Below are 13,350 nucleotides of genomic sequence, written 5' to 3'. Positions count from 1 at the left end.
TTTTGTTTGTTCACATCAAAAACGCAAAGTTTTTCACACCGATTTGCTTCTTCTTTTTGCTATCGTTTGGGTAGCTGTATTACTCTAAACCACCTGTTTTACAGCAGTTAAACTTAATCTTTCGGGCGTCGAAATTTCCTTCTGATTGATGTCATTTTTTCTAATCGCTCTTTAATCTGCTCAATTTCTATATCTTCATTTTCCAATTGCTCTGAAGACCATTTATGCATATTAACCCAAGCTTCCCCTTTCATACTTAATGACTTCGCTAACTTTTCGCCTTGAAGATATTTTTCAATTGTCTTACTTGCTTTATGCCAGGCATCACCAACATTAGTATTATGTCCGATATTTCGCGAACCATCAATTCTTTCTCCAAATTCTTCTTCGGTAATTTGAATAGCATCACTTACCGATTCTATAATTTCGCGTTTTTCCTCCACAGTAAGAAATACATAAGATTCTAATCTCTCATACATATCGAGAAGATCTGTCAATAAACCTAATTTAAACTCTGCCATATTCTTTCCATTTTATTCTAATCTTACTACTAACTTATTTATACAACTATATTGTACAAATGGCAGCCAAAACACAAACCTCAAATTAACAAACCATTATTTCCAAATAAACGACTAATAAACATACCTAGCAACAGGTGTTTATACGTTTTTTAATCATTAACTAACTTAAAGCATCAACAATGTCCTAATTCAGGAATTCCTATACTTCGACTGTAAATTGATTATTATACTGAAAAACGATATGTGTTTTTTTTTACCAAAAAAAGTTACCGAACAATATGACAAATAGAAATCGCATACCAATCCCATACTTTAATTAACAAATTTATTTTAAGTAGCATCAATGCGCATATAACTTAAAACATTACGCTCGTAAAACTATTCTTTTATTTAACATATTTTTCTTTTTTATTAGATGCTTAATATTCAAAAATATCTTTAACAAATAAAAACAACAATTTTACTCCTTTCTACCCTTTTAATTAATATTACAACTCATGCCCAAACTGCTCTAAAAATTGGAAACAACCTTATGACACTTGCCAACTTTGCCATTCTGCAGACAGAATCTATCACTAAAGGCCTCTTGACCCTGTCAATTCAGGTCTAAAAACCAAAATTACTTTTCCTCTTTTCACTCCAAAAACAAGCGACACACAACGCTTAACCGAAGTTTCTTAAATGTTAACAAAATAGATTTTCAAAAACCATAAATAATTGTATTTTTACGGTTCAAAATTCAGAAAATAAATGGGCAAAATCATTGCGATTGCTAATCAAAAAGGAGGCGTTGGAAAGACTACTACATCTGTAAATCTTGCAGCCTCATTAGGTGTTTTAGAAAAAAAAGTATTACTGATAGACGCTGATCCTCAGGCAAATGCTACGTCCGGTCTTGGGATTGATGTAGAAACTGTAGAAGTTGGCACCTATCAAATACTTGAACATAGTCACACCCCAAAAGAAACTGTTATTAAATGTACAGCTCCAAATGTTGACGTGATTCCTGCTCATATCGACCTTGTTGCCATCGAAATCGAATTGGTTGATAAAGAAAACAGAGAGTATATGCTTAAAACAGCATTAGAAAGTGTTAAAGACGAATATGATTATATCATTATCGACTGTGCACCTTCATTAGGTTTATTAACCTTAAATGCTTTAACAGCCTCTGATTCTGTAGTTATTCCGATTCAATGTGAATATTTCGCACTTGAAGGATTAGGAAAATTACTGAACACTATAAAAAGTATTCAAAAAATACACAACCCGGATCTTGACATTGAAGGATTATTATTAACCATGTACGACTCCAGATTACGTTTATCTAATCAGGTTGTAGAGGAAGTGCAAAAACACTTTAACGATATGGTTTTTGATACCGTTATTCAGCGTAATGTAAAATTAAGCGAAGCACCAAGTTTTGGAGAAAGCATCATTAATTATGACGCAACCAGTAAAGGAGCAGTTAATTACATTAATCTGGCTCAGGAAATTATAAAGAAAAACAGTAAATAGTTTTTATGACAAAAGCAATTAAAAAACAAGCCTTAGGAAGAGGATTATCAGCCTTATTAAAAGATCCGGAAAACGACATTACCTCAGTAGAAGACAAAAATGCTGACAAAGTTGTTGGAAATATAATAGAGCTTGAAATAAGTGCTATCGAAATAAATCCATTTCAGCCAAGAAGTAATTTCAACGAAGAATCCTTACGTGAATTAGCCACTTCTATTAAAGAACTGGGCGTGATTCAACCTATTACTGTTCGAAAATTAGATTTTAACAAATACCAATTAATCTCCGGAGAGCGTCGTTTACGTGCTTCCACTTTAGTAGGTTTAAATACAGTTCCTGCCTATATTCGTATCGCAAACGACAACGAATCGCTGGTAATGGCTTTGGTTGAAAACATTCAACGTCATGACTTAGACCCTATTGAGATCGCGCTTTCGTACCAACGTTTAATGGATGAAATTCAGTTGACTCAGGAACAAATGAGTGAACGCGTAGGAAAAAAACGTTCTACAATTGCGAACTATTTGCGTCTTTTAAAATTAGATCCGATTATTCAGACCGGTATTCGTGACGGTTTTATCAGTATGGGACACGGTAGAGCCATCATCAACATTGAAGATTTAGATGCTCAGGCAGATCTTTACCAAACCATAGTAAGTCAGAACTTATCTGTTCGTGAAACAGAAACCCTGGTAAAAAATTATCACGAAGGCTTAAAGCCAAAAGCAGAAGGAAAACCAAAAGCCGAGTCATCATTTGTAGTTAGAGAAACACAAAAAAATACTTTCAACGATTATTTTGGTTCAAAAGTTGATATAAAAGTTGCCAACAACGGAAAAGGAAAAATCACAATTCCTTTTAATTCCGAGGCCGACTTTAACAGAATTATAAAATTAATAAACGGATAGTGAATAAAATTGTCCCCATAGGTTTATTGTTCTTTCTCACAGGAACCGTATCTCTTTTTGCTCAGGCAAAAGAAGACACGGTTTTGGTCATTAAAGACACAACCAAGTTACAGGAAATTGATCCTCTTACCCCTGCAAAAGCAGCATTCTATTCTGCAATTCTACCGGGTTTAGGTCAGGCGTACAATAAAAAATACTGGAAAATTCCGTTGGTTTACGGAGCAATTGGTACCAGTTTATATTTCTACCTCGACAGCAACAAGAAGTACAACTCCTATCGTGATGCCTACAAGCAACGTTTAGAAGGCAAGGAGGACGACTACAAATACCTGGACGACAGCAGGCTTGTTGCCGGACAAAAATTTTATCAGCGTAACCGAGACCTGTCTGCCCTGTTTGTAGTGGGTTTTTATGTCTTGAACATTATAGACGCTAACGTTGATGCCGCTTTGATTCAGTTTAACGTAAACGAAAGATTATCAATGCGACCACAAATCTATCCTGACACTGTAACTTTCAGACCAAATGTAGGACTAACCTTTAATTACAACTTTTAATAGATTTTACTTCTATTTAAAATTCAAAATATACACAAATGAAAATTGCGCTTTTAGGATACGGAAAAATGGGTAAAGTAATCGAACGAATTGCTCTGGAAAGAGGTCATGAGATTGTTTTAAAGAAAGACGAAAACAATACTTACGACGGACTTTCGACTGCTGATGTGGCGATCGATTTTAGCGTTCCCGCTGCTGCCGTTGATAATATTTCAAACTGTTTTCACTCTAATGTTCCCGTAGTATCAGGAACCACCGGCTGGCTGGAACATTACGACAAAATGGAAGCCCTTTGCAAAGAAAAACAAGGTGGTTTTATCTCTAGCTCTAACTTTAGTTTAGGTGTAAACATCTTCTTCGAACTGAACGAATACTTAGCCAAAATAATGGCTCAATTTGATTCTTATAAAGTGACGATGGAAGAAATTCATCACACTCAAAAACTGGATGCTCCAAGCGGAACTGCCATTTCATTAGCCAAAGGAGTTATTGAAAACAGTGCCTATGCCAATTGGACTTTAGAAGAGCCAAAAGCAAATGAAATTCACATTGAAGCAAAAAGAATTGGAGATGTTCCGGGTACACATACCGTAACTTATGACTCTGCTATTGACAGCATCGAATTAAAACATACTGCGCATAACCGTGAAGGTTTTGCTCTTGGAGCTGTTATAGCTGCTGAATGGCTAGCTGGCAAAAAGGGTATTTACAGTATGAAAGATGTATTAAATCTAAAATAAACTACTTACAACATTTAAGGCATAACATTTTTTTCAACCCTTAAATCTAAAACTTAAAACAAAATATTATGACACTATATCTTTGGTTTGTTTTTTTCCTGGCCGTGCAAATAATCCATTTTCTGGGAACATGGAAAATGTATCAGTCAGCCGGAAGAAAAAGTTGGGAAGCTGCAATTCCGGTATACAACGCTATTGTTTTAATGAAAATAATCGGCCGTCCAACCTGGTGGACTTTATTGCTTTTTATACCTATTATCAACCTGATAATGTTTCCGGTTGTTTGGGTAGAAACACTAAGATCATTTGGAAAAAATACTACTACAGATACTGTTTTAGGAATCTTTACTTTAGGTTTTTACATCTATTATGTAAGCCACACTCAGAAATTAGTATATGTTAAAGACAGAAAACTAACTCCCGAAAACAAAGCGGCAGATACTGTTAGCTCTTTACTTTTTGCCATCATAGTAGCTACATTAGTACATACTTATATTGTACAACCTTATACGATTCCAACTTCTTCTTTAGAAAAATCATTGTTAATTGGTGACTTTTTGTTTGTGAGTAAAGTAAATTACGGACCAAGGGTACCTATGACAACCGTAGCCTTGCCAATGGTTCATGATTCTATACCATTAACCAAACAAAAGTCCTATTTGAAATGGCCACAACTACCGTACTTCAGACTACCAGCTTTAGAAAAAATAAAACGATGTGATATCGTTGTTTTTAACTGGCCTGTTGATACCGTACATTATTTCTATGAGCCAAAAGGAAGACCCGGTGTAATCAAACCAATTGACAAAAAGTCAAATTATGTAAAAAGATGCGTTGGTATTCCCGGAGACAGCCTGTCTATTAAAGACGGTTATGTTTTTATTAACGGCAAAAAATTAGTTTTACCGGAAAGAGCTAAACCTCAGTATTCTTATGCAGTTGCTCTGGATGGAAAAACACCTATTGACTTTGAAACACTACTAAGAGAATTAGACATTACCGACCGCGCAGGTTTCAAAACCGAAAAAAGAGACACTCTTTATTTTGCCGCTCTAACTGAAGCAAGTGCTGAAAGAATAAAAAACATCCCCGGAGTTACTGCTGTAAAAAGAGAAATCGACAGAGGAAACGACAATGCTATTTTCCCTCATATCAACAAATGGAGTCAGGACAATTTTGGCCCGATTTACATTCCGGAAGCAGGAAAAACAGTGGCGCTAAACAACGTATCTTTACCTTTTTACAAAGAAATCATAACAAATTACGAAGGAAACACATTAGAGATAAAAGGTTCTCAGTATCTAATCAACGGAAAACCAGCGACAAGTTACACCTTCAAACAAAACTATTACTGGATGATGGGAGACAACCGTCACAACTCTGAAGACAGTCGTTACTGGGGTTATGTTCCGGAAAATCATATTGTTGGAAAACCGGTTTTCATCTGGATGAGTTGGGACACTAATGGAAAAGGAATCAATAAAATTCGTTGGGACAGGGTTTTCACAACCGTAGATGGTGAAGGACAACCGCAATCTTACTTTAAGTACTTCTTAATTATACTCGCAGCATATTTTGTTGGAGAGTTTTTCTGGAGAAAAAGAAAAGAAAACAAAGCATAACAAAAAAAATTTTTTTGTTTCAGGTTTCAAGTTTCAAGTCATCAAATACAACTTGAAACTTGAAACAAAAGAAACCTGAAACAAAAACTCAAAATACCTTTCATTCTATGAATTCCTTATTACTTCCTACCTATTTTCCGTCTATCAGCCACTTTGCAGTTATGGCTCAATCTGAAAATATAACTTTTGAGATGGAAGATAATTTTCAGAAACAAACCAACAGAAATCGCACCTATATCTATAGTCCAAACGGGATACAATTATTAAATATCCCTATCAAACATTCAAAAGCAACGCATCAAAAAACCAAAGATGTTTTGATTGAAAATGAATTTGACTGGCAGAAACAACACTTTAAATCTTTAGAAGCCGCCTACAGAAGCTCTCCTTTTTTTGAGTTTTTTGAAGACGACTTACTGCCTGTTTTTGAAAAGAAACACACTTTTTTGATGGATTTAAATCTGGAGGTCTTTGATATCGTAACCAAATGTCTTCGCATGAAAATAGAATTCAGCAAGACAACAGAGTACTTTCACGTGACAGAAAACATCTCTGACTTCAGATATTTGGCAAACGGAAAAAAAGACGCTAATTCCTTCGAAAAATACCCTCAGGTATTTGATGACAAACACGGTTTTATAAACAATCTAAGCGTATTAGACTTGCTTTTTAACGAAGGTAAATTTGCGATGGATTATTTAAAAACACAAAAGATACTATAACAACTCTACATCGAAAGCCTTGTCATAATAGGATAATGGTCTGAATTTTCGAAATCAGAAAAACTTTCGAATTCTTTTACTTTTATTTTACTATCCGTAAAAATATAATCGATTCGAGCCGGGTAATAGCGAAATTTGTAGGTAGCACCAAAACCTTCACCCGCTTCTTCAAAGGTATCTTTCAATTTACCTTTTATGCTTCTGTACACATAAGAAAATGGACTGTTATTCATGTCTCCACAAATAATAATCGGGTTTTTGCATTGTTTGATATTCTCCTTAAAAATCTCGGCCTGCTCCTGCTGTTGCCTGAATCCTTTACTGATTCGGGTATAAATTAGCTGTGATTTTTCCTGATTCACATTATCGATATTATTAGAGATTTCGTTAACGTCCGGCGAAATCTTAATCGATTGTAAGTGCATATTGTACACCCGAATCACATCTTTACCGCGTTTTATATCAGCATAGATGACATTGTTGTCTGACTTAGGAAAAACAATATTACCCTGATACAAAATCGGGAATTTAGAAAAAATAGCCTGCCCTGTTTTGATCTGATTGCCATCGATAAAAATATAACGATGCGGATATACTTTAAGATCAATATGAGCCGAATTGGAATATTCCTGAATACACAGAATATCCGGATCTTTTTCGTCTATAAAAGCTTTAATATTTGAAGGAATATCATCACGATCCAACCACTTAAAAACATTAAAAAGACGCACATTATAACTCATAACAGAGAAATCCTTTTCGCCTTTCACATACTCTTTGGCAGAGAACTTATAAAATTTACTGATAAATGTGATTCCGGTTAGCAATACCAGACCGGATAAAATAAGGCGTTTTTTAAACTGAATAGCCCAATACAGGAAAAACAAGCCATTCAACACAAAAAAAGCCGGCATAAAGAGCGTTAAAACCGATAAAAGCGGAAAACTCTTGGGTGCCAAAAAGGGTAAAATATAGATGCTGAATGTTACTACAGTAAGCACTATATTCAAAAAAAACATCAATTTATTAAACCAAGACAGGTTTTGCATGCTTTCTTTATTACAAGGATTATTTTCCTGCTTTAAATAAAAATTCTTTTTCTTCTTTGGTCAGACAATCATAGCCGGACTGGCTGATTTTATCCAAAATTTCGTCAATTTGTTGTTGCGTTTTATCTTTCGTAACAATCTTCGAAATTGGTCTTTCTGTAGGTTTTTTATAATTCTTATGTACTGTCCTGAAAGGGGTCGTAGGTGATTTTCTGAACAAATTAGAAAAGAAATCTATTGTTCTGGAAACCACTTTACTCAGGTCGGTACCATTTTGAAGCAATTTAATAAAAATAAAACCAAAAACAGCACCTGCTAAGTGCGAAATATGTCCACCCATATTCCCAAGGCGGAATTGCATTAAATCTAAAATTAAAATGACCGCCGTAATGTGCCAAAGTTTCACATTACCAATCAGCAGCAAGCGAATATTCATTAAAGGTTGATAGGTCGTAGTAGCCACCAAAATGGCCATAATTGCTGCCGAAGCTCCAACCATAGATCCCACACTATTCAAGAAATAATAACTCAAAGCAAAAACAACTCCTGCAAAAACAGCCCCTAAAATATACAATCCCAAATATTGCTTTTGCGTAAAAAAAGTTAAAAACAAGTTGCTGGCAAAATTAAGCACCATCATATTGAACAGCAAATGGAAAAATCCATCGTGAAAAAAGGCATACGTCAGAAATGTCCACGGCTTAAATAAAAAAACCTGAGGGTCTGACGATAAAGCCAACCAACCCGGATAAGCGAATTGGCCGATCGAAAATTGGTAAAAGAACACTAAGGAAATCAAAAAACAAGCAATGTTCCAATAAATAACACGCATTGCAATGCCTCCTAATTTATACTGCAATTTTAAATCGTCCAGAATATTCATAAAAGCTTTTTTAAGTTTCTATTTTTTTTGATATTAAAATTAAAAATTAATTCCAACGATTGTTATTAAACTGTGTTTTTTTCCAATACAACATCATCAGAAAACCGGTAATTGCACCCCCAATATGAGCAAAATGCGCAATACTGGTACCTCCGCTGCTAAATAAAGAGTTTCCTTTAAATCCTAAAAACAAATCAATAGCTAAAATCCCGGGAACGAAATATTTTGCTTTTATAGGAATTGGAATAAACATCAATGCCAACTCTGCATTAGGGAACATAAAAGCAAAAGCAGTCAACAATCCGTAAATTGCACCGGAAGCCCCTATAACACTAGATTGCGTAACTCCGCTAGCCTGAGCCAAAGCATTAAACTGCTCCTGAGTACAATGCACCCTATTTAAAATAGTTGAAATTTCTCCGGGATTCATACGTCCGCTAGCATCAAATAAAGATCTTGGATCCGTATTTAAGATCAGATCTAACTCCGCTTTAGATAAATTTAAACTCGCAACCGAATCTAAGAGAGAATGCAATTGCACATAATTTACGGCAGTATGCAACAACGCCGCACCTAAACCACACGAAATATAAAAAAACAAAAATTTCTTTCCTCCCCAAAAATGTTCCAATGCCGATCCGAAAGAATACAAGGCAAACATATTAAACAAAATATGCATAAAATTAGGTAGAGGAGCATGCATAAACATATGCGTCACTAACTGCCAAGCTCTGAAATTAGTACTCTCCGGGTAAAAAAGGGACAGATAATCATAAGAAATCGGCACCAATTGAGATCCTAGAAAGAAGATAATATTAATTATCAATAACTGTTTTACTACGGGAGTCATGTTCATCATAAGGCAAACTTTTTATCTATATCTTCAACACGCATGGTAATGAAGGTAGGTTTTTGAAAAGGTGAAATATTAGGGTCTTTACAAGCAAACAAACCGTTTACTAGATTATCCTGCTCTTTCTCGGTTAAATAAGACCCGGTTTTAACCGCTAAACTTTTGGCCATCGACTTGGCGATGGTATCATTCTGACTGTAACTACTTGCCGGAATTCCGTCTTGTAAATCACTTAACAATTGTTCAATTACCAACGAAACTTCGCTTTCTGTAATGTTCACGGGAATCCCGGAAATCACAATATGATCTGTCGTTCCCTCATCAAAAACAAAACCGGTTGTTGCTAAAGAAGGTTTCAATTCTTCTATCAACTCCATTTCTGCCGATGAGTAAAACAAATCCAACGGAAACAACAATTGCTGACTGGACGCTTGATTTACGGTCATATTCAACAAAAATTGTTCGTATAAAATACGTTGATGTGCTCGTTGCTGATCTACAATCACCATTCCGGATTTTATCGGAGAAACGATATACTTTTTATGAATCTGATAGGTTTTCTGAATAGCTTGTTCCACCTCTTCATCATTAAACAAAGACGAGGTAACTTCCTCATTTTCGAATGTAAAAGGAGAACTCTCTATACTTTCTGTATCTAAGCCCACATACAAACTTTCCCAACTAGCGGTAGGTTCTACTCTTTTAGAATATCCGGAGTAGGATACTGATCCCGAACCTGATCCTGAGCCCGAATACGAGCCAGATCCTGAACCAGATCCCGATACTGAACTACCGGAAAAACCAGATCCTGAACTTGATTTAGAATAATGCTGATTTGTTTTGTCGTCTGTAAACGGATTAAAGGTGCCATCAACCTGAATAGTTGGAGTTTCACCCTCTAAATCTTTATAATGGTACGGAGTATCTAAATTGGCATCACGATCAAAATCAAGTACAGGAGCCACATTAAATTGCCCTAAACTGTGTTTGATTGAAGCTCTTAAAATAGCATACAACGCTTGTTCATCGTCAAACTTAATTTCTGTTTTGGTCGGATGAATGTTGATATCAATTGTATTTGGCGGAACTTCTAAGTACAAGAAATAACTGGGTTGCGAACCATCTTTCAAAAGTCCGTCATAAGCTGCCATGACAGCGTGATGCAAATAACCGCTTTTAATAAAACGATCGTTTACAAAAAAGAACTGCTCTCCCCTGTTTTTCTTGGCAAATTCGGGTTTACAAACAAACCCCTGAACGTTTATGATATCTGTATCTTCATTCACCGGAACCAATTTTTCGTTGGTTTTACCAGACATCATACCCACAATTCGTTGGCGGTATCCGGCGGCGGGTAAATTATACAACTCACTTCCGTTATGATAAAAAGTAAAATGAATATTGGGATGCGCCAGAGCTACCCTTTGAAACTCATCCATAACATGACGAAATTCAACCGTATCTGACTTTAAGAAATTACGTCGGGCAGGAATATTAAAAAATAAATTTTTAACAGCAAACGAGGTTCCTTTTGGCAGAACTGACATTTCCTGCGAAACAAACTTACTCCCTTCGATAACAATATGCGTCCCAAGCTCCTCCTGATCTTGCTTGGTTTTCATTTCCATGTGCGCAATCGCCGCAATCGAAGCTAATGCCTCTCCACGAAAACCTTTGGTATTTAGGGAAAACAAATCTTCTGCCTGACGGATTTTTGAAGTCGCATGACGCGCAAAACACAAACGTGCATCGGTCACACTCATTCCCACACCATTATCAATAACCTGAACCAGTGTTTTTCCGGCTTCTTTAATAATCAACTTAATGTCGGTTGCTTTAGCATCAACGGCATTTTCTAATAGCTCTTTTACAACAGAGGCGGGTCTTTGAACCACCTCTCCAGCAGCAATTTGATTAGCAACGTGATCAGGAAGTAATTGAATAATACTCGACATTAAGAAATTTGGGTTTAAGGTTTTGTCCTCGATTTCAGCCAACTGCAAAATCTCGGATTGCTAATGTTAATTCTATCTGGTTTTAAAAACCAAAGTGTACAAATTTAATGAATTTTGATGGTGATTCAGAGCATCAAAAGTCATAAAAAAAACAAAAAACCCGTACTATTTTTACACAGTACAGGTTTTAGTTTTTTAAAACGATTGTGTTTTATTCTTTTTCTATCTTTTTTGGTGTTTCTTCAATTTGAATGGCACCTGAAGACAACAAAGGCTGATTGAACGGATGTGACATAGAAGCCTGTTGACGAATATACGCCATTTTTATAGCTGCAATTGCCGCTTCAGTTCCTTTGTTTCCGTGAATCCCTCCGCTTCTGTCAATAGATTGTTGTATGTTATTATCTGTCAAAACACAGAAAATAACCGGAATATCGGTTTGAACATTCAGGTCTTTAATTCCTTGCGTTACCCCTTCACATACAAAATCAAAATGTTTTGTTTGTCCCTGGATTACACATCCAATCACGATAACAGCATCTACATTCTGTGTTTGCAGCATTTTCTTTGCGCCGTAAATCAGCTCAAAACTCCCCGGAACATTCCAACGGATAATTTGTTGTGCAGGAACTTCATTGTCAACTAATGCCTCAAATGCACCATTGTAAAGTCCTTCTGTAATACTTTCATTCCACTCAGAAACAACAATCCCAAATCGAAAATTTTTCGCATTTGGGATTGTGTTTTTATCGTATTCTGATAAATTTTTATTTTCGGTAGCCATCTTTTAAATTTAAGATTGTAGAATTTTGATTTTAGATTTTAGATTATGGATTCTAAAATACAAATCTACAATCTAAAATCTACAATCTAAAATCTTTATTGCGCTAATCCAATCAATACATCAACAGAAGCAGCTTCCGGAGTTGTATCGAAGTTTTCTTTAATGTCTGTAAAATACTTTAAAGCATCTTCTTTTTGACCTAAAGCCAAAGCAGTTTTACCAGCTTTTAACAAGAAACGAGGTGTTGTAAAATCGTTTTTGTTAGATTCAGCCGCTTTTACATAATAGCTTAAAGCTTCTTTTTGATTATTTTTCTGAGAGTAAGCGTCTCCGATTGCTCCTTTAGCCAAAGCACTTAAGATCAAATCTTCTGATTTAAATTCTCCTAAGTATTTAATAGCGTCATCAAATTTACCTGTATTCAAATAAGCCATACCTGCATAGTAGTTCGCTAAGTTTCCGGCATCAGTTCCAGAATACTCATCAGCAATTTTCACAAATCCGAATTTACCTTCAGAACCGTTCAATGCTAATTTGTATAAAGAATCACTTGCTACACCGTCAGTAGCTTTTTGAAAATTTTGTTGAGCAACAAACATTTCGTTTGCAGCCTCATCTTGCTTAGGAGCTTCAATAAATTTTTGGTAAGCCAAATATCCAATTGTTGCTACCGCAATACCAGCAACTAAACCAATAATGATTTTTTGATTTTTAGCAACCCAGTCCTCAGTTTTAGAAGCCGTCTCATCTAATTTTGAGAAAACACCAGCTGTAGTGCTGTCTTTTTCGTCAATGATTACTTGTTGTTCCTCATTTACTTCTTTAACTTCTTTCTCTTTTGGTGCTTTATATCCTCTTTTATTGTAAGTAGCCATTTAAAATTAATTTAGTGAACGGCAAAAATAAAATTTTTATTGAAACCGACGTAAAAAAAATCAATTTTATCACTATTTTAGAAAAAATAATTTCAACAATCCTAACTCCTTCCACTTCAGCAACAAAATAATTCATCCTGAAAAGCACTAAAAGTCTTTTATATCGATATTTTTCGATAATTTGCACCCTCAAATTTTATTGTTTCCAAACCTGACTTATCACGGCACTGACTATCGTTTTAAACACGAATTTCACAAATTAACACCAATTGAAATGGTCAAAAACCGCTTTTAGTTTAAAAAAACACTTCAGTATCTTTTGTAAGATAGAGATCTGAAAAATAATCTGAAAGAAAAAGT

At 35.3% G+C, this 13,350-nt stretch carries 13 protein-coding genes; 6 read left to right on the top strand and 7 right to left on the bottom strand.

From position 1 onward, the window contains the following. Positions 1 to 113: 113 nt before the first annotated feature. On the bottom strand, positions 114 to 521 hold the full coding sequence (locus G3A47_RS08890; protein ID WP_166921810.1) for a hypothetical protein: 408 nt from the start codon (positions 519 to 521) through the stop codon (positions 114 to 116). A gap of 753 nt (positions 522 to 1,274) precedes the next feature. Between G3A47_RS08890 and G3A47_RS08885 the strand changes: the two genes are divergently transcribed. The 6 genes from G3A47_RS08885 to G3A47_RS08860 all read left to right on the top strand — a co-directional run bounded on the left by G3A47_RS08885 (position 1,275) and on the right by G3A47_RS08860 (position 6,591). Beyond that, positions 1,275 to 2,042 (top strand): ParA family protein, encoded by a 768-nt coding sequence (locus G3A47_RS08885; RefSeq protein ID WP_166921809.1) that lies wholly within the window; start codon positions 1,275 to 1,277, stop codon positions 2,040 to 2,042. Between the two features lie 5 nt (positions 2,043 to 2,047). Continuing rightward, positions 2,048 to 2,950, top strand: a complete 903-nt coding sequence (locus G3A47_RS08880; protein ID WP_166921808.1) for a ParB/RepB/Spo0J family partition protein — start codon at positions 2,048 to 2,050, stop codon at positions 2,948 to 2,950. Next, on the top strand, positions 2,950 to 3,507 hold the full coding sequence (locus tag G3A47_RS08875) for a DUF5683 domain-containing protein (protein ID WP_166921807.1): 558 nt from the start codon (positions 2,950 to 2,952) through the stop codon (positions 3,505 to 3,507). Before G3A47_RS08880 ends, G3A47_RS08875 begins: the two co-directional genes overlap by 1 nt. A 38-nt stretch (positions 3,508 to 3,545) precedes the next feature. Next, the gene (dapB, locus tag G3A47_RS08870; RefSeq protein ID WP_166921806.1) at positions 3,546 to 4,247 is read left to right on the top strand and encodes a 4-hydroxy-tetrahydrodipicolinate reductase; all 702 of its coding nucleotides are present in this window, start codon (positions 3,546 to 3,548) and stop codon (positions 4,245 to 4,247) included. Between the two features lie 68 nt (positions 4,248 to 4,315). Beyond that, entirely contained in the window at positions 4,316 to 5,869 is a 1,554-nt protein-coding gene (gene lepB, locus G3A47_RS08865) for a signal peptidase I (protein WP_166921805.1), read from the top strand. Positions 5,870 to 5,976: 107 nt separating this feature from the next. Continuing rightward, positions 5,977 to 6,591 carry a WbqC family protein gene (locus tag G3A47_RS08860; protein WP_166921804.1) on the top strand — a complete coding sequence of 205 codons (615 nt, stop codon included), beginning with the start codon at positions 5,977 to 5,979 and terminating at the stop codon, positions 6,589 to 6,591. 5 nt (positions 6,592 to 6,596) lie between these two features. Here the strand turns inward: G3A47_RS08860 and G3A47_RS08855 are convergent, their stop codons facing one another. The 6 genes from G3A47_RS08855 to G3A47_RS08830 form a co-directional block, all read right to left on the bottom strand. Then, the gene (locus G3A47_RS08855; protein WP_243860409.1) at positions 6,597 to 7,610 is read right to left on the bottom strand and encodes an endonuclease/exonuclease/phosphatase family protein; all 1,014 of its coding nucleotides are present in this window, start codon (positions 7,608 to 7,610) and stop codon (positions 6,597 to 6,599) included. 49 nt (positions 7,611 to 7,659) lie between these two features. Further along, the gene (locus G3A47_RS08850; protein ID WP_166921802.1) at positions 7,660 to 8,523 is read right to left on the bottom strand and encodes a rhomboid family intramembrane serine protease; all 864 of its coding nucleotides are present in this window, start codon (positions 8,521 to 8,523) and stop codon (positions 7,660 to 7,662) included. A 46-nt stretch (positions 8,524 to 8,569) separates the two neighbouring features. Continuing rightward, a complete protein-coding gene (locus G3A47_RS08845) occupies positions 8,570 to 9,382 on the bottom strand; it encodes a rhomboid family intramembrane serine protease (RefSeq protein ID WP_166921801.1) in 813 nt (270 codons plus the stop codon). Further along, a complete protein-coding gene (gene mutL, locus G3A47_RS08840; protein ID WP_166921800.1) occupies positions 9,379 to 11,331 on the bottom strand; it encodes a DNA mismatch repair endonuclease MutL in 1,953 nt (650 codons plus the stop codon). The genes G3A47_RS08845 and mutL overlap by 4 nt, the downstream gene beginning before the upstream one ends. Before the next feature lie 211 nt (positions 11,332 to 11,542). After that, positions 11,543 to 12,115, bottom strand: a complete 573-nt coding sequence (ribH, locus tag G3A47_RS08835) for a 6,7-dimethyl-8-ribityllumazine synthase (RefSeq protein ID WP_166921799.1) — start codon at positions 12,113 to 12,115, stop codon at positions 11,543 to 11,545. A 95-nt stretch (positions 12,116 to 12,210) separates the two neighbouring features. Continuing rightward, on the bottom strand, positions 12,211 to 12,990 hold the full coding sequence (locus tag G3A47_RS08830; RefSeq protein WP_166921798.1) for a tetratricopeptide repeat protein: 780 nt from the start codon (positions 12,988 to 12,990) through the stop codon (positions 12,211 to 12,213). Positions 12,991 to 13,350: the final 360 nt, after the last annotated feature.

It is taken from the genome of Flavobacterium poyangense, assembly GCF_011751075.1.
GTDB classification, from domain to species: Bacteria; Bacteroidota; Bacteroidia; order Flavobacteriales; family Flavobacteriaceae; genus Flavobacterium; species Flavobacterium poyangense.
Note: the sequence above shows the minus strand (reverse complement) of the source record. Positions and strands in the feature narration are given on the sequence as shown.

Coding starts and splice junctions, on each gene's coding strand:
- G3A47_RS08890 (WP_166921810.1), bottom strand. CDS start 521: ATGGCAGAGTTTAAATTAGGTTTATTGACAGATCTTCTCGATATGTAT.
- G3A47_RS08885 (WP_166921809.1), top strand. CDS start 1,275: ATGGGCAAAATCATTGCGATTGCTAATCAAAAAGGAGGCGTTGGAAAG.
- G3A47_RS08880 (WP_166921808.1), top strand. CDS start 2,048: ATGACAAAAGCAATTAAAAAACAAGCCTTAGGAAGAGGATTATCAGCC.
- dapB (WP_166921806.1), top strand. CDS start 3,546: ATGAAAATTGCGCTTTTAGGATACGGAAAAATGGGTAAAGTAATCGAA.
- lepB (WP_166921805.1), top strand. CDS start 4,316: ATGACACTATATCTTTGGTTTGTTTTTTTCCTGGCCGTGCAAATAATC.
- G3A47_RS08860 (WP_166921804.1), top strand. CDS start 5,977: ATGAATTCCTTATTACTTCCTACCTATTTTCCGTCTATCAGCCACTTT.
- G3A47_RS08855 (WP_243860409.1), bottom strand. CDS start 7,610: ATGTTTTTTTTGAATATAGTGCTTACTGTAGTAACATTCAGCATCTAT.
- G3A47_RS08850 (WP_166921802.1), bottom strand. CDS start 8,523: ATGAATATTCTGGACGATTTAAAATTGCAGTATAAATTAGGAGGCATT.
- G3A47_RS08845 (WP_166921801.1), bottom strand. CDS start 9,382: ATGATGAACATGACTCCCGTAGTAAAACAGTTATTGATAATTAATATT.
- mutL (WP_166921800.1), bottom strand. CDS start 11,331: ATGTCGAGTATTATTCAATTACTTCCTGATCACGTTGCTAATCAAATT.
- ribH (WP_166921799.1), bottom strand. CDS start 12,115: ATGGCTACCGAAAATAAAAATTTATCAGAATACGATAAAAACACAATC.
- G3A47_RS08830 (WP_166921798.1), bottom strand. CDS start 12,990: ATGGCTACTTACAATAAAAGAGGATATAAAGCACCAAAAGAGAAAGAA.